This window comes from Gordonia sp. DT30, from assembly GCF_049844915.1.
Taxonomy (GTDB): Bacteria; Actinomycetota; Actinomycetes; order Mycobacteriales; family Mycobacteriaceae; genus Gordonia.
In genome coordinates, this window is record NZ_JBNCLY010000007.1 from 74,437 (window position 1) to 96,428 (window position 21,992).

At 66.4% G+C, this 21,992-nt stretch carries 17 protein-coding genes; 8 read left to right on the forward strand and 9 right to left on the reverse strand.

Features of this window, described 5'->3' with window-relative positions:
• Window positions 1–36: 36 nt before the first annotated feature.
• From ACLQ3C_RS09060 to ACLQ3C_RS09080, 5 genes are all read right to left on the reverse strand, one after another.
• Complete coding sequence (locus tag ACLQ3C_RS09060; RefSeq protein ID WP_425704723.1) at window positions 37–951, reverse strand: MetQ/NlpA family ABC transporter substrate-binding protein; 915 nt, start codon at window positions 949–951, stop codon at window positions 37–39.
• A 77-nt stretch (window positions 952–1,028) separates the two neighbouring features.
• The gene (locus ACLQ3C_RS09065) at window positions 1,029–1,889 is read right to left on the reverse strand and encodes an ABC transporter permease (RefSeq protein WP_425704724.1); all 861 of its coding nucleotides are present in this window, start codon (window positions 1,887–1,889) and stop codon (window positions 1,029–1,031) included.
• Window positions 1,870–2,724 (reverse strand): ABC transporter ATP-binding protein, encoded by an 855-nt coding sequence (locus tag ACLQ3C_RS09070; protein WP_425704725.1) that lies wholly within the window; start codon window positions 2,722–2,724, stop codon window positions 1,870–1,872. Before ACLQ3C_RS09070 ends, ACLQ3C_RS09065 begins: the two co-directional genes overlap by 20 nt.
• Window positions 2,725–2,780: 56 nt before the next feature.
• Window positions 2,781–3,884 carry an ABC transporter substrate-binding protein gene (locus tag ACLQ3C_RS09075; protein WP_425704726.1) on the reverse strand — a complete coding sequence of 368 codons (1,104 nt, stop codon included), beginning with the start codon at window positions 3,882–3,884 and terminating at the stop codon, window positions 2,781–2,783.
• A 219-nt stretch (window positions 3,885–4,103) separates the two neighbouring features.
• Window positions 4,104–5,318 (reverse strand): acyl-CoA dehydrogenase, encoded by a 1,215-nt coding sequence (locus ACLQ3C_RS09080; RefSeq protein WP_425704727.1) that lies wholly within the window; start codon window positions 5,316–5,318, stop codon window positions 4,104–4,106.
• Window positions 5,319–5,548: 230 nt separating this feature from the next.
• Here ACLQ3C_RS09080 and ACLQ3C_RS09085 point away from each other — a divergent pair, with 230 nt between their 5' ends.
• Window positions 5,549–6,886: an LLM class flavin-dependent oxidoreductase gene (locus ACLQ3C_RS09085; RefSeq protein ID WP_425704728.1), complete on the forward strand. Its 1,338-nt coding sequence runs from the start codon at window positions 5,549–5,551 to the stop codon at window positions 6,884–6,886.
• Window positions 6,886–8,301 (forward strand): NAD(P)-binding domain-containing protein, encoded by a 1,416-nt coding sequence (locus ACLQ3C_RS09090; protein ID WP_425704729.1) that lies wholly within the window; start codon window positions 6,886–6,888, stop codon window positions 8,299–8,301. Before ACLQ3C_RS09085 ends, ACLQ3C_RS09090 begins: the two co-directional genes overlap by 1 nt.
• A 178-nt stretch (window positions 8,302–8,479) precedes the next feature.
• Here ACLQ3C_RS09090 and ACLQ3C_RS09095 read toward each other — a convergent pair whose 3' ends face one another.
• The 3 genes from ACLQ3C_RS09095 to ACLQ3C_RS09105 form a co-directional block, all read right to left on the reverse strand.
• Window positions 8,480–9,673 carry a MazG family protein gene (locus tag ACLQ3C_RS09095; protein ID WP_425704730.1) on the reverse strand — a complete coding sequence of 398 codons (1,194 nt, stop codon included), beginning with the start codon at window positions 9,671–9,673 and terminating at the stop codon, window positions 8,480–8,482.
• A gap of 140 nt (window positions 9,674–9,813) precedes the next feature.
• On the reverse strand, window positions 9,814–13,389 hold the full coding sequence (gene mfd, locus ACLQ3C_RS09100) for a transcription-repair coupling factor (protein WP_425704731.1): 3,576 nt from the start codon (window positions 13,387–13,389) through the stop codon (window positions 9,814–9,816).
• A gap of 72 nt (window positions 13,390–13,461) precedes the next feature.
• Window positions 13,462–14,157, reverse strand: a complete 696-nt coding sequence (locus tag ACLQ3C_RS09105) for a TetR family transcriptional regulator (RefSeq protein WP_425704732.1) — start codon at window positions 14,155–14,157, stop codon at window positions 13,462–13,464.
• Between the two features lie 296 nt (window positions 14,158–14,453).
• On the opposite strand from ACLQ3C_RS09105, the gene ACLQ3C_RS09110 reads away from it, so the two are divergent.
• Genes ACLQ3C_RS09110 through ACLQ3C_RS09125 form a run of 4 tightly spaced genes read left to right on the forward strand, consistent with a single transcriptional unit; the run spans window position 14,454 to window position 18,140 of the window.
• Window positions 14,454–15,098, forward strand: a complete 645-nt coding sequence (locus tag ACLQ3C_RS09110; protein ID WP_425704733.1) for an ABC transporter permease — start codon at window positions 14,454–14,456, stop codon at window positions 15,096–15,098.
• Window positions 15,095–16,411 carry an ATP-binding cassette domain-containing protein gene (locus ACLQ3C_RS09115; protein WP_425704734.1) on the forward strand — a complete coding sequence of 439 codons (1,317 nt, stop codon included), beginning with the start codon at window positions 15,095–15,097 and terminating at the stop codon, window positions 16,409–16,411. Before ACLQ3C_RS09110 ends, ACLQ3C_RS09115 begins: the two co-directional genes overlap by 4 nt.
• A complete protein-coding gene (locus tag ACLQ3C_RS09120; protein ID WP_425704735.1) occupies window positions 16,408–17,145 on the forward strand; it encodes an ABC transporter permease in 738 nt (245 codons plus the stop codon). The genes ACLQ3C_RS09115 and ACLQ3C_RS09120 overlap by 4 nt, the downstream gene beginning before the upstream one ends.
• The gene (locus ACLQ3C_RS09125; protein WP_425704736.1) at window positions 17,142–18,140 is read left to right on the forward strand and encodes a glycine betaine ABC transporter substrate-binding protein; all 999 of its coding nucleotides are present in this window, start codon (window positions 17,142–17,144) and stop codon (window positions 18,138–18,140) included. The genes ACLQ3C_RS09120 and ACLQ3C_RS09125 overlap by 4 nt, the downstream gene beginning before the upstream one ends.
• A gap of 29 nt (window positions 18,141–18,169) precedes the next feature.
• Here the strand turns inward: ACLQ3C_RS09125 and ACLQ3C_RS09130 are convergent, their stop codons facing one another.
• Window positions 18,170–18,847 (reverse strand): TetR family transcriptional regulator, encoded by a 678-nt coding sequence (locus ACLQ3C_RS09130; protein WP_425704737.1) that lies wholly within the window; start codon window positions 18,845–18,847, stop codon window positions 18,170–18,172.
• A gap of 98 nt (window positions 18,848–18,945) precedes the next feature.
• Here ACLQ3C_RS09130 and ACLQ3C_RS09135 point away from each other — a divergent pair, with 98 nt between their 5' ends.
• Together ACLQ3C_RS09135 and ACLQ3C_RS09140 are read left to right on the forward strand one after the other, a co-directional pair.
• A complete protein-coding gene (locus tag ACLQ3C_RS09135; protein ID WP_425704738.1) occupies window positions 18,946–20,460 on the forward strand; it encodes an MFS transporter in 1,515 nt (504 codons plus the stop codon).
• Window positions 20,461–20,786: 326 nt separating this feature from the next.
• On the forward strand, window positions 20,787–21,989 hold the full coding sequence (locus ACLQ3C_RS09140; RefSeq protein WP_425704739.1) for a protein kinase domain-containing protein: 1,203 nt from the start codon (window positions 20,787–20,789) through the stop codon (window positions 21,987–21,989).
• Window positions 21,990–21,992: the final 3 nt, after the last annotated feature.

Here is a 21,992-nt window from a genome sequence, read left to right on the forward strand (position 1 = left end):
GTTGTCTCCCTCCATATTTCCGCGGGGCCCTCACCGTTACGGACCGGTCGATACGGGTGCTCGGTTGGTTGTGCTCCGCGCGGCCGGGATGTCGGCCCCGTGATAGGTGTTCTCGAGAAACGCTGCGACCTGAGGACTTTCCAGTGCCCGCGCGAGCTCGAGAACCCGGTGGTCCCCGGCCAGCCGGGCCGGCGCCACCAGGACATGTGCATACGGGTTTCCCTGCCCCGGTTCAAGAGCCAAGGCGTCGCGATCGGGTCGCAATCCCGCCTTGGCAGCGTCGTCGGGGGCCAGTACCACGGCGTCGTAGTTGCGATAGATGTCGCCTACGTACTGCGCGTAACTCACCGGGGCCAGGCTCAGGTGCCGTGGCGAGTCCAGAACGTTGCTCTGTGTGATGGTCAGATCCGGCACCGTGGTGCCACCGAAGCGGCGGTCCAGTCTCACCAGCGCGGCACTCTGCAACAAGTACAGGGCCCGCGCCGCTCCGGTCACGGTGTCGGGGACGGCAATCCGCGACCCGTGCGGGAGGCTCCGCCCACTTGCATTGTCGGCCCCGAGCCCCGAGTTGACCCAGCCCGAGGTGTCCTTGAGGTCGTGCCATCGCGACGAGTAGAGGCCGTATGGCACCACATCGACCGCGGAGACGACGCTGAGATCCTTGATCGACCCGGCCGCCACGTCGGCGTCGAACGCCGGTACGTGCTGAAAGAACGCGAGGTCGCCTTGTCCTGCCGCAATCTTCGCGTCCGCGTCCGCGGGGGCATCCACCACGGTGAGGTGCACGCCGGCGGCGAGTCCCTTGTCCGAGACGAACTTCAGGATCGACCGATAGCTGCCCGTTCCGGCATAGACGGTGAGAGCGTCGGCGCCCGGCGATGAGGTGTCGTAGGTGACATCCGAGGACGAGCCACAGCCGGTGAGTGCGGCCACCGAGGCGGCAACGGCCATGACCACGAGACCCACGAGAGGTGGCCGCGACCTTCTCCGACCGGCCGGTGACGTCGTCGTGGCACCCCGAACTCTCGTCACCTGGTGGTCAGTCCGCGTTGCCAGGATGTGGCCCGCCACTCGATCACTGTCATTATCAGGTTCACGATGATCCCGATCAGGCCGAGCGCGAATATCCCGGCATAGAGCTGCGGGGTTTGGTAGCGCATCGCGGCATTGTTGATGTAGATTCCCAAACCGTCTGAACCGCCGACGAGTTCGGCCGCGACAAGTGCGGTGAACGCATTCGATGCGCCCAGCCGGAGGCCGGGGAACACGCCGGGTATCGCCGCGGGCAGGATGACGTGGACGAACACCCACGGCCGGCCGGCACCGAGCACCCGCGCAGCATTCACCAACAGTTTCTCGACATTGCGGACGGCGGTGACCGCGGTCAGGAACACCGGCCAGAAACTCGCCCACGCCACGATGGCGATCTTGGCGCCTTCACCGATTCCCATGAACACGACGAACACCGGCAGCAGGGCGAGCAGCGAGAGGTTGCGGAAGAACAGCAGGACCGGCTCGGCCAGTTTCTGGAAGACCGGGAACGATCCGACGACGATACCGAGGACGAGGCCGGCGACCGCAGCGATCGCGAACCCGATGAGAGCCCGCTGCACACTGGGCCAGATCTGCGAGGCGAGACTTCCGTCGGAAAGACCGCTGAAGAAGGCGCGCAGCGTGTCCTGCGGTGTGGCCAGGTATTGGTCGCTGACCTGACCGGAGGCGACCACCAGCCACCAGATCAGCAGGAAGGCGACAAGCCCGACCGTCCCGTAGATGTAGCGGTTGTACTTTGCCCACCAGGCATTCCGCGGCCTCGTCGCGGTCGGCCGCCGCTTGTCGACGACCGACCGAACGCCCACGCCCTTGCGGTCAATGGTCTGAGTTGTCATGACGTACCTCTTCTTCCAGAATTCGCGCCACGCGCGAGCGAATGTGAGCGAACCGTTGCGAACCCCGCACGTCGTTGTCGCGGGGACGCGGCAGATCGACATCGATGACCGTCTTGACCGATCCCGGCGCGCGGGTCATCACGGCGACGCGGTCGGACAGAAATACCGCCTCGTCGATCGAGTGGGTGACGAAGAGAATGGTCTTCCGCGATGTGCCGGCGTCCCAGATCCGGAGCAACTCGTGCTGGAGGAACTCCCGCGTCTGGGCGTCGAGTGCGGCGAACGGCTCGTCGAAGACCAGGATCTCCGGGTCGTAGACGAGTACGCGGGCGATCGCGGCCCGCTGCCGCATACCGCCCGACAGTTGATGCGGGTAGCGGTGACCGGCCGACCCGAGGCCGACCGTCTCGAGGACTGCCGCGGCCCGTTCCCTTCGCTCGGCGCGCGGAACCCCGCGGATCTTCAGACCGACCTCGACGTTCTTGGCCGTGGTGAGCCACGGGAAGAGCGCATATCCCTGAAAGACCACGCCGATTCGCTTGTTGACACCGGTCACCCGATCACCGTCGACCAGTACCGTTCCACCATCATGCTGTTCGAGTCCGGCGAGGATGTTCAGAAAGGTCGACTTCCCGCAGCCCGACGGTCCCAGCAGCGAGACGAACTCGCCACCACCGATCTGCAGATCGAATCCGTCGAGGACGGTCGAGGTGGCCCGTGGATCATTGGGCTGGACGAAGGACTTCGACACGTTCTCGGCTGTGATGGTGCCCGGTGTGAGCAGCCGGTTCGCGTCGCCGGACGGGTCGGGCCGGTCCAGGAGTTGGTTGGTCATGCGATGTACCTTTCAGCAGTTCTTTCGCGGGCCGGGGTCCTCGGTGGTCGCGTGCGCTACTTCTCTCCTCTGATCTCGACCAGATGCGTATCGAGCACCCCGGTGTTCTGGGTCTGTGCCACGATCGTCGTCGACGGGGTGTCGAGCAGATCGGCGGACTTCGCATACGGATTGAACGCATTCGTCGCGATGTCTTCGGGCTTCAACTTCTCCGCGCCGGGCAGCGGGCTCCCGACATCACGTGTCAGATCCCACCACAGTCGCAGTGATGCCTTGTCCAGCAGGGCATTCGGGGCGTAGTGCCAGTTGGTGGTCTGCTCGACCGGGTAGCCGGTGGTCTTACCGGCGATCTCCGCGGATTCGCGTGGATGCGCGTTGGCCCAGTTGGCCGTCTTCGCGATGACACCGACGAATTCGCGGGCCTCCTTCGGATGTGCCTGCAGCCAATGGTTACTGGCGACGTACGGCGCCTGCCCGCCCAGCGGCCCCCAGTCGTCGAAGGCGGTGAACGCCTTGGTGAATTTGTCGGGCTTGCTCTGCAACACGCCGATCAGTGGCGGGTGGAATACTCCCAGATCGATATCACCTTTCTCCAGCGCCGGCGGCAGGAGGTTCTCGTCCTTGAACGAGAGGAAGGTGACCTTGTTCAGGTCGACGCCATTGCGTTTCAGATACTGTTTGATCACCAGGTCGGTGCAGCTGTTCTTGCCGGTGAATCCGACGGTCTTGCCCTCGAGCGCCTTGAGATCGGTCTTCGTGACCGGCGACCCGGCCTTGGTGAAGTAGGCCATGTGTGGCTCGTCGGGCAGGTCGAGCATGCTCGCCGCGATCGCGGTGAAGCCGAAACCCTTCACCTTGCCGTCGATGTCGTTGTTGAACATGCCGGTGGCGATGTCGATGCGTCCCTCGTCGAGCAGTTGCACTGCGGGCACCGTCGACGCCGGCCCGACATACTCCGGCCGAACCCCGGAGTCCTTCCAGTAGCCCAACTCGTCGGCGATCCGCACCAGTGACAGCGCCGTCGGCGAGTTGGCGAAGCGAAATACGACGCCATTGCCCGACTTGCCGCAGCCGGCGAGCAGCAACGGCACCGCGACCAGCAATATGACCGGCGCGAGCGCCAATCTCGACTTCCGCAGTATGCGGGATATTCCGCCCATGACTCGCTTCTTTCAATCCGTGAGGAATGTAACTCTGATCGTTGACTCGATGTTTGTCACCGCAGATCGCTCGGCGAGCGGCCGTCACCGTCGGTGCCGAATTTCATCTGGAGCGATGATAGGCAGCCGGGCGCGGACACAACCAGCAAAAACGCGCGGTGAACGATAATCGGAACGCCGGCCGATATTGGTTCCGGTATTATCGAATATCGTTCGTGCTCAGAAGAACCCGACCCGGGGCAGCGGATTGCCGGTCACCACTCGCTCGCCGATGATCCGCGCCTTGTACGGAGTGGGATTGTGCGAGAAGAGCGTGCGCAGATTGCGCCAGTGCCGGTCGAGATGTGCCGAAGCCCGGGTCGCGGATGCGCCGCCGACGGCGAACAGGTCTCCGGCCGCCTTCAGCGCGATGTCCTCGATTCCGACCTTTGTCTGCGCGGCCTGCAGTGAGGCGATCTCCTCGAGTGTGTCATCGGCCTCGCCGTGCACAAACGCATACTGCGCTGCGCGATCCTGGGCGTCTGCGGCGGCGAGAACTGTCGATTCCGCCACGAACGCTGCGGCGCTGAGCCTTCCGATGACCTCGAGCAATTGCGGATCCTCGGCGGGCGTCGCGGATGTCGCGAAGACATAGCTACGTTGCCGATTGTGCACGAGCGCTGCTGCGTCGTCGAGGACCGAACGCAGAATCCCGGCTGCGATGGCGTGCAGGATCAGTTGTGGTTGCGAGGAGCGCGGACGCCGCACGTCATCGATTCGCTCGAAGGGATACAGCTCTTCGGCCTCCACCCGCACATTGTCGAGAATGGTTGTGCCGCTGCCGGTCTCTGCTTGTCCGATGCCGTCCCAGTCGTCGGCGTGGACCACCCCGGCACGGTCGGCGGGAATGAGGACCGATACCGTCTCGCCGTTCTCGTCGGCCGCGGTGATGCGCAGGTGATCTGAGTAGATGCTCCCGGTGCTGTAGAACTTGCGCCCGTTGAGCCGGTAGCCGTCGCCATCGCGGCTGAGGGTGGTGTCGAACGTGTACGTCCCCACGGCCGCGCTGCTCAACTCGCTGGATGCGCCGCCGAACAGTGTTCCCTCGACGATCTTCTCGAGCAGTCGGCGGTCCTTGTCGCCGTGGCGCAGACGGAGACGTTCCTCGGTGAATCCCCAGTGAATACGCAGGATGTGCGGCACGTCGGGATCGGCGTGCGCCAGCCGGATGATCAGTTCGTAGAGCTCACGCTTGGAATATCCACCACCGCCCGATTCCACCGGCACGCGCGCCGCACCGATACGGTGCGTGCGCACCAGGTCCAATGCGAGTACGGGCTTCCCACCGCCCGCAGCGCGGCGTCGCCGGGCATCGTCGGCGATCTGGGCGATGATCTCGTCGAGCGTCGATGACGAGAGTGCCGGTGGGGCGACGGGGGTAAGGGTTTCGGTCATGGAACTTCTTTCTCACTTGTTCTGGCGGAATATCGATTCGCATTCTCAATATGCGGACTGCGGGTCGGCATTCATCCTTGAAGCCATATTCCGTGGTGTGCAAGTCTTGGGCCCTTTACGATTCGCGTAGCTCAAGTACGGGTTTTGCCCGGCGACCGGTCACTACCATCTGATGCCGTGCAGACGACCACACGAACCCCACATCACGACGCCATGGGAGGGGATGCGCCATGACCGACCGACAACTCCACCTCAACGCATTCCTCATGACCACCGGCCATCACGAGGCGTCCTGGCGCCTGCCCGAGAGCGACCCGTACGCCGGCACCGACATCGCGCATTACACGAATCTCGCGCAGATCGCCGAGCGCGGCACCTTCGATTCGCTGTTCCTCGCCGACAGCCCGGCGCTGTTCACCGATATCGAACGGCGACCGTCGGGGTCGCTCGAGCCGCTGACGCTGCTCACCGTCCTGGCCGGGGCGACCCGGCGGATAGGCCTGATCGCCACGGCATCGACGTCGTACAACTCGCCATACAACCTGGCGCGCAGGTTCGCCTCTCTCGACCACGTGAGCGGTGGCCGCGCCGGCTGGAACATCGTCACCACGGCCACCGCTGAGGCCGCGCGCAACTTCGGCTACGACGAGCTGCCCGACCATGCCGCGCGCTATGCCCGTGCCGAGGAGTTCGTGGAGCTGGCCGAAAAGCTCTGGGACAGCTGGGAAGACGAGACGGTGGTGGCAGACAAGGCCGCCGGCGTGTGGGGTGACAACACCACACTGCACCCACCCCGGCACCGGGGCAGGTACTTCTCCGTCGAGGGGCCCTTGAACATCCCCCGTTCCCCACAGGGATATCCGCTTCTGGTACAAGCGGGTTCGTCCGAGGACGGTAGACGCTTGGCCGCGCGATTCGCCGAGGCCGTCTTCACCGCCCAGCAGACGACCGACGAGGCGCGGCAGTTCTACGCCGACCTCAAGGCACGCGCCGCCGCTGCCGGCCGCGATCGGGAAACCCTCAAGATTCTTCCCGGACTGGTGCCGGTGATCGGGAGCACCGAGGCGGAGGCGCTCGAGCGGGAGCGCGAACTCGAGGAGGCGATCGTCCCGAGGTTCGCCCACCGGCAACTCGCCAACACCCTGCGCATCCCCGTCGAGAAGCTGCCACTGGATGAGCCGTTGCCCGGCGACCTCCTTCCCGAGGACTCCATCGAGGGCGCCAAGAGCCGCTACACCCTGGTCACCGAGCTGGCGCGGCGGGAGAAGCTCACCGTGCGGCAGCTGATCGGGCGGCTCGGCGGTGGACGCGGACACCGCACGTTCACCGGTACGCCCGAGCAGGTCGCCGACACCATCGAGGCCTGGTTCACCGGCGGTGCCGCCGACGGATTCAACGTGATGGCCCCGGTGCTGCCGTCCGGGCTGGAGTTGTTCGTCGAGCACGTCGTCCCACTTCTGCGTGAACGAGGGCTGTTCCGCCGCGAATACAGCGCGAAGACCCTGCGTGGCCACTACGGACTGCCGCGCCCGGCGAACCCGAACTCGCGCAGGCAGGTGAGCGCCTGATGTCGGAGAACGAACTCCCACAGGACGGGCAGCGACACAACCGGCAGGCACAGGAATCGCTGCGGCTGTTGGGTTATGGGGAACTCGACAACCCGATCGCCGACCGGACCGACGTCGACCACGATGTGGTTGTCGTCGGCGGCGGTCAGAGTGGTGTGGGCGCCGCCTACGGCCTACGGCGGCGGGGACTTTCGCGGGTCAGCGTCATCGATGCGGCCGCCGGCGAGTCCGGCCTCGCGTGGCGCACGACGGCGCGGATGCGCGATCTTCGCACGCCCAAGACCCTGGCCGGACCCGAGTTCGGCGTACCGGCCCTGTCTTTCGAGGCGTGGTATTCCGGAGTCCACTCCGGGCACGGATATGACGGGTTCGAGAGGGCCCGGACGCAGGACTGGGCCGATTATCTGGCGTGGTTTCGCGCCCGGGTCGCCGTCGAGGTGCGCCACGGAATCCGGCTCACCCGGATAGAGCCACTCGAGAGCGGATTCCTACGTCTGCACCTCGCATCCGATGCCGCCGGGACCGGCGATGCCGCGTCGTCCTGGACGGAGGACACCCGCAAGCTGATCCTCGCCACCGGGGTGTCGGGCACCGGTGGCCCGCTGATCCCGCCGGTCGTCTCGGATCTACCCCCGGCAGTATTCGCCCACACCGCCGACCCCATCGATTTCGACGCCCTGATCGGTAAGGATGTGGCCGTACTCGGTGCGGGGTCGTCGGCTTTCGATGCCGCTGCGACCGCCCTGGAAGCCGGCGCCGCGCGCGTCGACGTGTACACCCGCCGACCCGAACTCACCGTGCAGCCCGAAACCGGTAGGCGTCCGAATCCCCTGGAGCGGGACGTCTTTTCGCTCCTGCCGGACGGTGAGCGTTGGCGGCGGCGTAAGGAGGTCGAGGCCCGGGGCGCCTCCGTGCCCGCCGATTCGGTACGACGCGTCGCCGGCTTCCCGAATTACCATCTGCACGTGTCCGCGCCGTGGAGTTCGGCGGTCGAGTCCGACGGCCGCGTCCGCATCGATGCCGCCGACGGTGTGCGCACAACCGACTTCGTGATCGCCGGGACCGGCTATCAGCAAGATCCGTCGACCCGCGCGGAACTCGGGTCCATCGCTTCCGAGATCGCCCGGTGGCGCGATCGGTACACACCTCCGGTGCACGAGCAATCGGCGGTGCTCGGCGCCGCACCCTACCTCGGACCGGGCTATGAATTGACCGAGTCGGTCGCCGGGTCGGCACCATGGCTCGCCGACATCCACATCTTCAGCATCGGCGCGAACGTGAGTTTCGGTCTGCCCGTCGGCGATATCCCCAGTCTGGCAACGGGACTGCCCCGCCTCACCGACGCGGTGGCCCACGGACTCGTCCTCGCCGATCTGGCGCGAGCACGGACGGCGGTGACGGCGGGCGTCCCCTGACGACACTGCGCTCCCGGGGTCGGCAAACCCGGTGATCGTGACGACGCGGAAATATGGCGTGCGGCTATAGCGACGGACGCGACGATTATTGTCGTGACCGTCGCTATAGCCGCATTTCATATTCGCGGGAGCAGGTACGCGAGCGCGGTTGCGGCAAAGTCGGGACCAGTGGTCCCGCCTACCCGTCCGTCGGGCCCTCCACGACGGTCTCGACCACCTCGACGTCGATGACGTCGCCTTCGGCACCAAGATCCGGCGAAGCCGTACCGGACGGCGCGCCCGGCCCGGCGGCGTCGTCGACGGCCACGTCCGACTCGACGATCGGCAGCTCGTCGGTGACCTCCACGGCCGACTCCCCCGCACCAGGTTCCCCTGCGCCAGGATCCTCTGGGTCAGAATCCCCTGCGCCGGCTTCCTCGGTATCAGCTTCCTCGTCGGCTGCGGTCACCGTGCTCGCCTCGACGTCTTCTGGTACGGCCGTACCGTCGAGGATCGCCGTCCAGGCCGCCGGCCCATCGAGCGTCAGCCCGACCCGTGCCGCCTGCTCCTCGGCGGCGCGTACCTGGGACATCAGCGCGATAGTGCGCCTTCGCGCGCGATCCTCGGTACTGTCGTCGCCGGCGGTCACGGTGATCGACAGCACCTGCGGATCGATGCGCTCGACCGGATAGCCTGCCGCGGTGAGTCTTTCGAGTACTTTTTGGGTCAGCGCCAGAGCCGGGGCGCCGGTGGCGATTCCGTCGAGAACAGATCCGCGGTGCAACTCGGCGGCCTTGTGTTCCTCCCACTCGCGGATCTGTGTCTCCAGATCCGCGTGGGCGCCGGACAACACACCAGGCGTCCGGCCACTGACCTTGTCGGTGAAGCTGCGGGCGACCCCGTCGATGTCGAAGGGCTCGGTGGGATCGTCAGCGGCGATGCGTGCATGGAAGAGCACCTGCAGCAGCAGATCACCGAGTTCCCCGCGCAGTTCGGTCTGGTCCCCACGCTCGATCGCGTCGAGGAATTCATAGACCTCCTCGATGAGGTAGCGCCGCAGCGATTCATGTGTCTGCCGGCTCTCCCATGGTCCGGTGCGCCGCAGCGTGTCCATCAGCGCGACCGCGGCCAGTAGGTCGTTGCCGCTGGGAATCGTCGGCGCGATCACCTCCTCACCCTGCGCAATCCGCGCACGCACCAGGGGATGCTGCGCGTCTGCCGCGAGCAGGGTGCCGGCGATCTCGTCAACGGTGAAGACCGGCTGAAAGTGGTCGAGATCCCAGAGCACGCCGGTCGGGACGTCCTCGGTCACGTAGACGGTGCCGGACAGATGAGCTCGCGCCCGAACCGGAATCAGGTCCGGTCGGAGTGGATCGAGCAGGACGACCGTCATCCCTGGCACGCCTTTCGGTAACGGGCTGCGGTAACAACAGCCATGAAACAACATTCCAACGGTAAACGCTCGGGTGCGCACAACGTGGGATCTCGGGTGGCGATTTCCTCACCTCGACGCCGCTGGGTACCGCCGGGATTCTACGACGCCGGGGCGGGTTTGATCTGCGTGAGGAAGGTCGTGAGGTAGTCGATCAGTTCGTTGTCGCGCAGCCGCGCCGACCCGACACCGCCGGTGCGTGGGATCGGCAGGGTGACCACCGAGGTCGTCGCCCGATACGACGCCGCCGGATACAGCCGTTTGAGGCGCACCTGCTCACTGTCGAGCAGATGCAGCGGGGCAAGTTTCACATTGGTCCCGACGGTGCCGACCTCGGCGACACCACGCTCCCGGCACCGCAGCCGCAGCATCGCGATGGCCGCAAGCCTGCGGGTTTCCTCCGGTGGCTCACCGTAACGATCGACCAATTCTGCCAGCACCGCTTCCACATCGCTGTCGTCGGCTGCGGCCGCGAGCTTTCGATACGCCTCGAGCCGCAGGCGATCGGAGTCGACGTATTCGACCGGGATGTGCGCGTCGACCGGCAGATCGATACGGACTTCGGGCGTCTCCTCGGCCACCACCGGGTGGCCGTCGGCGGCGGCCCGATAGGCCTCCACCGCCTCGCCGACGAGCCGCACGTACAGGTCGAAGCCCACTCCGGCGACATGTCCCGATTGCTCCGCGCCCAGCACATTTCCGGCTCCGCGCAGCTCGAGGTCCTTGAGCGCCACCGCGATTCCCGCCCCGAGCTCGTTGTTCTGCGCGATCGTCGCCAGCCGATCATAGGCCGTCTCGGTGAGTGGCCGGTCGGGACTGTAGAGCAGATAGGCGTAGGCGCGTTCGCGACTGCGGCCCACACGTCCGCGCAGCTGATGTAGTTGCGACAGACCGAGACTCTCGGCGCGGTCGACGATGAGGGTGTTCGCATTCGCGATGTCGAGGCCGGTCTCGATGATGGTGGTGCAGACGAGCACGTCGTACTCGCGATTCCAGAACCCGGCCACCGTCCGCTCGAGCTGGTCCTCGTTCATCTGCCCGTGGGCGACGACGACCCGGGCCTCGGGCACCATGTCGGCAATGTCCTTGGCGGTCTTGTCGATCGAGGAAACCCGGTTGTGCACGTAGAACACCTGGCCGTCGCGCAGCAGTTCTCGCCGGATGGCCGCGGCCACCTGCTTGCGCGCATAGGCGCCGACGTAGGTCAGCACCGGGTGCCGTTCTTCGGGCGGCGTGAGAATCGTCGACATCTCGCGGATGCCGGCCATCGACATCTCCAGGGTGCGCGGGATGGGTGTCGCCGACATGGTCAGCACGTCGACGTGGGTGCGCAGCGATTTGATGTGTTCCTTGTGCTCGACACCGAACCGCTGCTCCTCGTCGACGATCACCAGACCGAGGTCCTTCCAGATGATGCCGGTCTGCAGGAGCCGGTGGGTGCCGATCACCACGTCGACGGACCCCTCGGCCATCTGATCGATGATCTCCTTGGATTCCTTGGCGTCGGTGAACCGCGAGAGGCCGCGCACCCGCACCGGGAAACCGGCCATCCGTTCGGTGAAGGTCTGCAGATGTTGTTGCGCCAGAATCGTGGTGGGCACCAGAACCGCGACCTGCTTGCCGTCCTGTACCGCCTTGAACGCCGCGCGCACCGCGATCTCGGTCTTGCCGTACCCGACGTCGCCGACGACGACGCGGTCCATCGGCACCGGCTTCTCCATGTCGTCCTTGACCTCGCCGATCACCGTCATCTGGTCGACGGTCTCGGTGAAGTCGAAGGCGTCCTCCATCTCACGCTGCCACGGGGTGTCCGGACTGAACGCGTAGCCGGGAGCGGCGTGGCGGGCGGCATAGAGTTGCACGAGTTCGCCGGCGATCTCGCGAACGGCCTTGCGCGCCTTGCGTTTGGTGTTCTGCCAGTCCGATCCGCCCAGCTTGGACAGCGAGGGCTGCTCGCCGCCGACGTAGCGGGACAGCTGATCGAGGGCATCCATCGGGACGAAGAGGCGGTCACCCGGCTGACCGCGTTTGCCCGCCGCATACTCGAGCACGAGATACTCCCGGCGCGCCCCGGACACGGTGCGTTCGATCATCTCGACGAACTTGCCGATGCCGTGCTGATCGTGGACGACGAGGTCGCCCGCGGTCAGTGCCAGCGGGTCGACCTGGTTGCGCCGCTTGGCCGGTAACCGCCGCCCGTCGCGTGCCGCGGCCACCCGGGCGCCGGTGAGGTCGCTCTCGGTGATCACCACCAGCCCGGCCGACGGTGCGACGATACCGCGCCGAAGTGTGCCGCAGTAGACGGTCACCTCGCCCGGCACGGGGGTGGCGCCCGGCTCGGCGAGGACGTGGCGCACCTCCGCGTCGGCGAGGCGTTCGGCAGTGCGTGCCGCGGTTCCCTTGCCCGCCACGACGATTGCCGCCGGCTTGGCGGTGGCCACATGGGCACGCAGCATCGCGAACGTCTGCGCGATCTCGTCGTCGCTGCCATGCGGGGCGGGGCCGGGTTCCAGGTCGAGTTCGAATTCCGCACCCGATCCCGACGACAACGGACTCATGGTCCACCACGAACGGCCGGCCGCGACGGTGGTCTCGAGGACCTCGTCGAGGAGTCGGTACGCACTGGCCTGCAGGTCGATTCCGGTTGTGCCACCGCGGGTGTCGATGGGAGCGGTCGCACCGAGGGCCGCAGCGTTCCACGACGCCTCGAGGAACTCCGCTCCGGTGGTCGCAAGGTCTCCGGCTCGGGTGCGAACCTTCTCGGGGTCCAGGATGAGCACGCGCGAACCGTCCGGAATGACCTCGGTCAACAGTTGCATCCGACCCTCGACGAGCGCCGGGATCAGAGCTTCCATGCCTTCGACCGGGATGCCCTGCGCGAGTTTGGCCAGCATGTCCGACAACCCCGGATCCACGGAATACTCGGCGGCGAGATCGGTGGCCCGCCCTCGCACCTGCGCGGTCAGCAAGAGCTCCCGGCCCGGATGGATCTGTACGACCGATGCCTCCACCTCGGGCTGACTTCGCTGATCGGCGACCGAGAAGGCACGGATCTCGGTGATCTCGTCACCCCAGAACTCCACGCGGACGGGGTAATCCGCGGTCGTCGGGAACACGTCGAGGATACCGCCGCGCACGGCGAATTCCCCTCGGCGCCCGACCATGTCGACGCGTTCGTAGGCCATCTCGACGAGGTCGGCGAGCAGTGTGTCGAAATCGATCTCGATGTTCTCGCGCAACGTGATGGTGCGGACCTCACCGAGACCCGGGGCCATCGGCTGGACCAGCGAGCGCACCGTCGTCACCACCACACGCAGCGGCTTGTCCCCCGGCTGGGCGAGACGGTGCAGCACTGCGAGCCGACGGCCGACGGTGTCGGCCCCCGGCGAGAGACGCTCGTGCGGCAGGGTTTCCCATGACGGGAACTGGGCCACCGCGTCGGGGTCGTCGAGGAGTTCCTGCAATTCGGCCGTCAGATCGTCGGCCTCGCGCCCGTTGGCCGAGACGACCAGCAGCGGCGCCGGCCCCTGCGCCAGCGTGGTCACCACGAACGGCCGCGCGGCGTCCGGTCCGGTGATGTCGAGGCGGGGGTCGTCGCTCCGCTCACGAAGGGCTGACAGTGATGCGTCCGAGGATGCGACCTCGGCGAGCCCGGCGAGAGCGGGAGATGATGACACTCATGTGAGTGTAGGTTGTCCGCGCCGCCGCGCTGTCCGGGGCCGACGGGCCGCCGAGCGGGTGATCGGCGCTCAGTCCGCGTCGGTCGGGCGATGGTCGGGTTCGACGTGATCGGGTCCGACCAGTTCGGGGTTCGGGTCGAGCCGCGTGAGTCCGTTCCAGCACAGGTTCACCAGGTGGGCGGCGACGACCTCTTTGGAGGGTTCGCGCACGTCGAGCCACCATTGCGCCGTCACCGACACCATGCCCACCAGCGCCTGCGCATATAGCGGTGCGAGTTCCGGGTCGAAGCCGCGCCGCTCGAAGTCCCCGGCCAGAAGATGCTCGACCTGGCTGATGGCGTCGTTGAGCAGACTGGAGTAGGTGGTCGTATCACTGGTGTTGGCGGAGTCACCACGCACCAGAATCCGGAACCCGTCCGTTCGATCTTCCATGTACGTCAACAAGGCCAGCGCAACCTGCTGGATGCGATACAACGAGCGGTTCTTGCTCAGCGACGAGGTGACCATCTCGAGCAGGGTTTCCATCTCGCGGTCCACCACCACCGCATAGAGGCCTTCTTTTCCGCCGAAATGCTCGTACACAATGGGCTTGGAGACCCCGGCCCGCTGCGCGATCTCCTCGATCGTCGTCGCATCGAAACCGCGTTCGGCGAACAGCCCGCGCGCCACCTCGATGAGTTGCAGACGACGCTGGGTCCCGGTCATCCGTGCCCGCGGCGCGCGCTGGACCTCGTCGGACTTGTCGGTGGGACGACTGACTGCCATGCGTGCCACCATATCGAGGTCGCGCCCACGCCACCGCCGCGTCGACTGTTCGCCGCGGCGCCACCGACTTCGGCTCACCGTGAGTGAAATCCGCGCGCAATTGTGATCGCATCGACATCTGACCAGGTCAGAAGATTCGAGAGCCACACGAAGGCGCGATGAATCGCCGCCGATATCGGCGAAACGACCTCCGCGATTCCCAGGGTCCATCTACTCTCCTCGACAAGCGCCGCCGGCGCTGTCACCGTCGGCAATCATGTTGTCGCGCGTCGTGACCAGGGAAGGGGCATCGACACGTGCAGCTGTGGAAATACATCGACGACCACGCATCCAACCTGACCTTCCTCACCTATCAGCACGCCTCACTGGCCTTCCAGACCGTGCTCATCGGTACCGTGGTCGCCGTACTCGTCGCGGTCGCCGTGTACCGGCTGCCGCTCGTGTCGTCACTCACTCTCACCTCGAGCCGGGTGGCGCTGACGATCCCATCGCTGGCCCTGCTCGCATTGCTGATCGTGCCGTTCGGGCTCGGCGTGGTGCCCTCGTTCATCATGCTCGCGTTCTTCGCGGCGATGCCGGTGATCGGTAACGCGGTCGTCGGATTGCGCTCGGTCCCCGGCTCGGTCATCGAATCGGCAAAGGGTATCGGCTTGTCGCGCTGGCGGATTCTGCTCACCGTCGAACTGCCCATCGCCTGGCCGGTCATCCTCACCGGCATCCGGGTCTCCACCCAGATGATCGTCGGCGTGGCGGCGATCGTCGCCTACGTCCTCGGCCCGGGGCTGGGATCGCTGATCTTCAACGGCCTTTCCCGCCTCGGTGGTGCCAATGCACTCGAAATGGCGCTCACCGGAACAATTCTCATCGTCCTTATCGCTCTCGTCTTCGACGCACTGCTCGTCCTGCTCGGACGCGTCACGATCTCCAAGGGGTTGTCATGACCGGCGGATCCAACGGCCCTATCTCCCATGAACCGGATTCCCCGGAGCCGGTCTCGAACGACCCGGTTCCGTCGGACGCCCCGGCGTCCGACGGCCGCACCGTCACCGGGGCCTCCATCCGACTCGATGGCGTGGTCAAGCGCTATCGCGGGCAGGACAGTCCGGCCGTCGAGCGACTCGACCTCACCATCGAGGCCGGCGACATCGTCGCCTTCGTCGGCCCTTCCGGCTGTGGCAAGACGACGACGCTGAAAATGATCAATCGGCTCATCGAACCCTCCGAGGGCCGCATCTTCATCGGCGATCGCGACGTCACCCGGGAGAATCCCGACAAACTGCGCCAGTCGATCGGCTACGTCATCCAGTCGGGCGGATTGTTCCCCCATTGGGACGTCGCCAAGAACATCGGCGCCATTCCGCGAGTCCTCGGCTGGGACAAGAAGAAGATCGCCGAGCGCACCGAATATCTGCTCGACCTCGTCGGTCTCGACGCCAAGACCTTCGCCCACCGGCTGCCCAAGGACATGTCCGGTGGCCAGCAACAGCGCGTCGGCGTGGCCCGGGCGCTGGCCGCCGACCCGCCCGTGCTGCTCATGGACGAGCCCTTCAGCGCGGTCGACCCCATCACCCGAGTCCGGCTGCAGGACAGTCTGATCGCCATTCATCGAGAACTCGGCAAGACCATCGTCCTCGTCACCCACGATTTCGAGGAGGCCACCAAACTCGGCGACAAGGTGCTCATCCTGTCCGAGGGCGGACACATCGAGCAGTACGCGCCGCCGGACGAGATCCTCGCCAACCCGGCCACGCCCTTCGTCGAGGAGTTCATCGGCTCCGGCGCGACGCTGGCCCACCTCACACTTTCGCGGGTGCGCGACGTCGAGGTCGATCAGGTGACGACCGCGCGAGTCGGCGAGGCGTCGCGGCCCGTCATCGAGCGGGCCCGCGCCGCCGGCACCGACTGGGTCGTCGTGGTCGACGAGCACGGACGCCCGCGCGCCTGGCCGACACTGGCCGAGGTCGCCACCAAGAAGACGATCTCGGACTACGTCGATCCGCGCCTCCCGGTGGTCGCCGACTCGGCGACGCTCAACGACGCACTGGATTCGATGCTTGCGGCGAGTCAGGGCGGCACCCTGGTCGCCAACGGGCGGGGCGCGGTCCTCGGCGCCCTGACCATCGCGGCCGTGATGGACATCATCCAGTCCCAACTGGCAGATGCCCGTGCCGACGAGGACGAGGTCTCCTACGCCGACCACCGCGACGGCAGCTCGACTCCCGCCTCCGGCAGCGGATCGGCGCCGGCCTCATGAGACGCCTGCGGCAGTTACCGGTGGACGTGATCTTCGAGCCGGTGGTGTTCCTGGTGATCGGTATCGGATACTTCAGCTGGTACGCCACCACGACGTTCACCGACACCGAACAGACCTCGCTGGCGTGGCCGACGTTGCAGACCACGATCCTCGACCACATCAAGCTCGCCCTGACCGCCGCGGTGATCGTGATCGTGATCGCCATCCCGCTGGGCATCGTCCTGACGCGGCCCTCGATGCGCTGGCTCAATCCGATCGCGGTGAACATCGCCAACATCGGTCAGGCCGCGCCGGCGGTCGGCCTGCTGGTGTTGTTCACCTTCTGGCTCGGCACCGGCTTCAAGACCGCGGTCATCGGCCTCGTCGTCTACGCCGTGCTGCCGATCCTGCAGAACACCATCGTCGGACTCCGTCAGGTCGACCAGCGCACCATCGAGGCGTCCCGCGGGATCGGTTACTCCGCGTTCCGCACCCTCGTCCAGGTCGAGTTGCCGCTCGCGGTTCCGGTGATCCTCAACGGTGTCCGGACCGCGCTGGTGATCCTCGTCGGCACCGCGACGCTGAGCACCTTCATCGGCGCGACCAGCCTCGGCACCCTGATCACCACCGGCGTCACCTTGTTCCTGCCGAAACTGCTGATCTCCGGGGCGATCCTGGTCGGTCTGCTCGCCATGGTCATCGACTGGCTCGGCCGGATCGTCGAGCTGGTCGCCACTCCCCGAGGTGTGGCATGACAAGTACGCGCACACAACGACTCCTGCGCTCGTCTCGTGGACTGCTGGTGGCGCTCGCCGCGGTGCTCACGATCGCCGGCTGCGGTCTGGTGAGTTCGTCGGGCACCTTCGAGAAGGCCTCGCTGCCCTACGGGAAGAAGCCGCTCGAGGGTGCGTCGCTGACGGTGACGTCCAAGAGCTTCACCGAAGGCGTGATCCTGGGCAAGATCACCGCGACCTACCTGGCCGCCGCGGGTGCCGACGTGACCGATCTGACCGGCGCACCCGGCTCCGCCTCGTCGCGCCAGGCGCAGCTCAACGGTGACGCCGACATCCTGTGGGAGTACACCGGCACCGCCTGGGTGAACTATCACAACCAGACCGAGACCATCGCCGACCCGAAGGTCCTGTGGCAGAAGGTGCATGACATCGAGCTCGCCGATCACGACCTGGTGTGGCTGCCCCCGGCCAATTTCAACAACACCTACGCCTTCGCGGCGTCGTCGGCGACGGCCAAACGCCTCGGCGTCCGGTCGCTGTCGGATGTGGCCAAGCTCCCCGTCGCCGACCGCACCTTTTGCGTCGACGACGAATTCTATTCGCGCTCAGATGGTTTCGGGCCAATGCTCGAGAAATACGGGATACCGCTCGGCGACCCCAACGGGGTCCCGCTGACCAACGTGACCCGGATGGACGCGGGCGTGATCTACACCTCGACCGCCAAGAGCTCGCCCTGCAACTTCGGCGAGGTCTACACCACCGACGGCCGCATCAAGAACCTCGACCTGACCGTCCTCGACGATGACAAGAAGTTCTTCCTGCCCTACAGCGGAACCGCCGTGGTGCGCAACGAGGTGCTCAAGAAGTACCCGGAGATCGCCGATCTCCTCGGCGACATCTCGCAGCGGCTGAACTCCGACATCATGCAGGACCTCAACGGTCGTGTCGACATCGACGGCGAGGACCCGTCGACGGTGGCCTACGACTGGCTCAAGAGCGAGCACCTCATCGCCTGAGTGCGCGTGGGCACCGGTCACGCTCGCGGTCAGCGCCCGGCCTTGTGCGCCGCCTGCATGTCGCGCACCTGCGCTTCGGTCATCGCCGGCGCACCCAGGGGTGCCCGCCGGGGCTCGGCGCGCACGGCGTCGAGGAACAGATCGAGATAGCGGCGCCACGTTCCCGGAGCCGTCTGCTCGGTCGCCTCGGCGATGGCCTTGATCATGGTGAACAGGGCGAAGAAGTCGGTGAACGCGAGGTCTGGGCGCAACACCCCGGCCGCCATCGCCCGAGCGAAGATCCGGTTGATGCGCTCGGACAGCGTGGCCTTGAATCTCTCGATCTCCGGGTTGCTGTGGTCGACGGTCATGATGATCGCCGCCAGCCCGCGGTCCTCGGCGAGGATTCGGCACATCCACGTCGCCAGTCCCTCCACGGCATCCCAGGGGTCCTCGTTGTCGATCGCCTCGGCCGTACGCGCGACCACAGATTCCAGGTGATCGATGAACACCCCGAAGACGAGCTCGTCGCGATTGGCGAATCGGCGGTAGACCGTTCCCACGCCGACACCGGCTGCAGCGGCCACCTCGTCGAGGGAGACGTCGAGGCCGCGCTCGGTGAAGAGGTCACGGGCCGCCCCGATGATCCGCTGACGGTTGCGCTCGGCGTCGGCCCGTAGCGGCTTTTCCGGCGTAGCGGGCATCTCCGACGCGGATTCAGTGGGCATCATCACAGATTAGCAACCGGAGGAATCATCTCCGGTTGGGGCCGGTTGCCATCCCGGTAAGCGGAGGAACGTCTTTCATCTAATCCTCAGGAGCCCCGATGACAACCACTCTCGAAAAGTCCGGTGGCGACGGCGCCACCACAGAATCGGCCGGAGACCGACACCACCGCCTTAGGTGGGTCATCCTCGGCGTGCTCGGTCTCGCCCAGCTGATGGTGGTGCTCGACGCCACCATCGTCAACATCGCTCTGCCCCATGCCCAGACCGCGCTGCAGTTCGGCGATGCCGACCGTCAGTGGATCGTCACCGCCTACGCGCTGGCTTTCGGCAGTCTTCTTCTGCTCGGCGGCCGGCTCTCCGACCTCCTCGGCCGGCGGACCACCTTCATCATCGGTCTGATCGGCTTCGCGGTGATGTCGGCGATCGGTGGTGCCGCGGTCAACTTCGACATGCTGGTCGCCGCCCGCGCCGGTCAGGGCGTGTTCGGCGCCTTGCTGGCACCTGCCGCACTGTCGCTGCTGAGCACGTCGTTCACCGACCCCGCCGAACGCGGTAAGGCCTTCGGCATCTTCGGAGCGATCGCCGGCGGCGGCGGCGCCCTGGGGCTGCTCCTCGGCGGAATGCTGACCGAATGGGCCAATTGGCGCTGGTGCCTCTACGTCAACCTGGTGATCGCGGCGATCGCGCTCGTCGGGGCCGTCCTGTTCATCGGCCCGCATCGTGCCGACGTTCGTCCCAAGCTGGACCTGCCAGGGGTCGTCACCGTCTCGACGGCACTGTTCTCGATCGTGTACGGCTTCTCCAACGCCGAGACCAACGGCTGGGCCGACTGGGCCACCATCACCTGGCTGATCGTCGGTGTGGCGCTGTTGGGTGTGTTCGTGTGGCTGCAGTCGCGGACGCCGCACGCGCTGCTCCCCCTGCGGGTGATCCTGGACCGCACTCGCGCCGGCTCCTACCTCACGGTGTTCATCACCGGAATCGGAATGTTCGGGATCTTCCTGTTCCTGACCTACTACCTGCAGCAGAATCTGCAGTTCAGCCCGATTCGCACCGGCCTGGCGTTCCTGCCGATGATCGGAGCCCTCATCGTCACCGCCACGACCTCCACCGCGGTGCTGCTGCCGCGCTTCGGGCCGCGCTGGCTGATGACGGCGGGGATGACCACCGCCGCTGTCGGAATGGTGCTGCTCACCCAGCTCTCCGACTCGAGTTCGTACGCGGTGAACATCCTTCCCGGCCTGCTCATCATGGGTGTGGGCATCGGTGCCTCCATGGCCCCGGCAATGCAGGGCGCCATCTCGGGCGTCTCCCACGACGACGCCGGAGTCGCGTCGGCAACGGTGAACACGATGCAGCAGGTCGGCGGGTCGGTGGGTACCGCGCTGCTCAGCACCATCGCCTCCAGTGCCGCGGCGTCCTACGCAACCAGTCATATCGGGCACACCGCCAACATGGAGCAGCTGAAGATGATGGCGGCTGTGCACTCCTACACGGTGGCGTTCTGGGTGGCCGCGGGAGTCTTCGCGGTCGGCGCAGTGATCGCAGGCTTCGTCATCCGCAGCGGGCCGCTGCCCGTCACCGAGGGCGACGCGGCTCCGATGGCTCACTGATCTGTCGCGACTCACCGAACTAGCACGACCCACGGCCCGGCCACCGGCGATTCCGGTGGCCGGGCCGTCTGTATGACCGACAACGGTGATCATCGGCCCGGCGGACCTGCGGCGCGGTATCCGGGCACCGGCATCGGCCAATGACGTTGAGATTTCAGGGGTTCCATGTCCGACCCACCTGAAGCGGGTACTCGCGTAGCCTCGGGCGAGAACCCCGCTGTGCGAGTCCTGTCCGCCAGGCGCACGACGAGCGGGTAGCGTACCGCGAGAAGACGACCCCGCGATGGGACCGCCCGACGCCCGGTGGGCAGGAGGAACACCGCAGTATGCATGACCCCGCCGACCGCAGTGGCTCCGTTCTGGGTGACTACACCCTGCGACGGCTGCTGGGTCGTGGCGCCATGGGCGAGGTCTACGAGGCGCTCGACACCCGCCGCGGGCGCACCGTCGCCCTCAAGCTGCTGTCCCCGCAATTCGCCGGCGATGCCGTGTTCCGCGAACGATTCCTCCGCGAGTCACGCATGGCAGCGCAGCTGAACGACCCGCATGTGATCCCGATCCACGACTGGGGCGAGATCGACGGCTTCTTGTTCCTGGACATGCGTATCGTCAGCGGCGGCAACGATCTGCGGCACCTCCTGAGCTCTGGTCCGTTGACTCCGGATCGAGCGGTGTCGATCGTCGAACAGGTCGCCCAAGCTCTCGATGCCGCACACGCTGCCGGACTCGTGCATCGCGACGTCAAGCCAGACAACATCCTCATCGACAGCGGCGACTTCGCCTACCTGGTCGATTTCGGTTTGGCGCAGACCACCACCGATCCGCGACTCACCGACACCGGTGCAGCGGTGGGATCGTTCGCGTACATGGCGCCCGAACGATTCGGGGCAGGCAATATCGCGACCCCCGCGACCGACATCTATGCATTGACCTGCGTCTTGGTCGAATCCCTCACCGGTGCGGCACCTTTCGGCGCGGGCGACCTGCAGGTGCTCGTCGCCGCGCATCTCAACCAGGCGCCCCCGGTCCTCGGCAGCCCGTTCGACGCGATCGTCGCGCGCGGCATGGCCAAGAATCCGGCCCACCGTTTCGGCACCGCAGGCGAGCTCGCCCAAGCAGCCAATGATGCGCTCGAAGGCCGGGTTCCACCCGGGACGGCGTTGCCGCCGAGCGGACCACTCCAACCGGCCGCCACCGGACCGGGACCGATGGGGCAGCCGATGGCCCCCAATGCGCCGATTGTGCACAGCACACCGCCGGCTCCCGGCGCGCCCATCGCCCCCGGAGCGCCGATGAGCCAAAATGCGCAGATGACGCAGGCCACCCAGCCGCTGCCGCCGATCACCTACATTCCTCCGCTGGCCGGCCCGGTGCCAGGTTCTCCACACACGGGGTATCAGCCTGGGCGACAACATGTTCCGCAGTCTGCGAACCGCAACACCGATGCTCGCGTCGTGGTGGTCGTCGCGGCGGTGGTGTTCTTGTTCATCATCGTGATCGCGGTGGCGTTGGTCGTGGCCCTCGCCTGAACG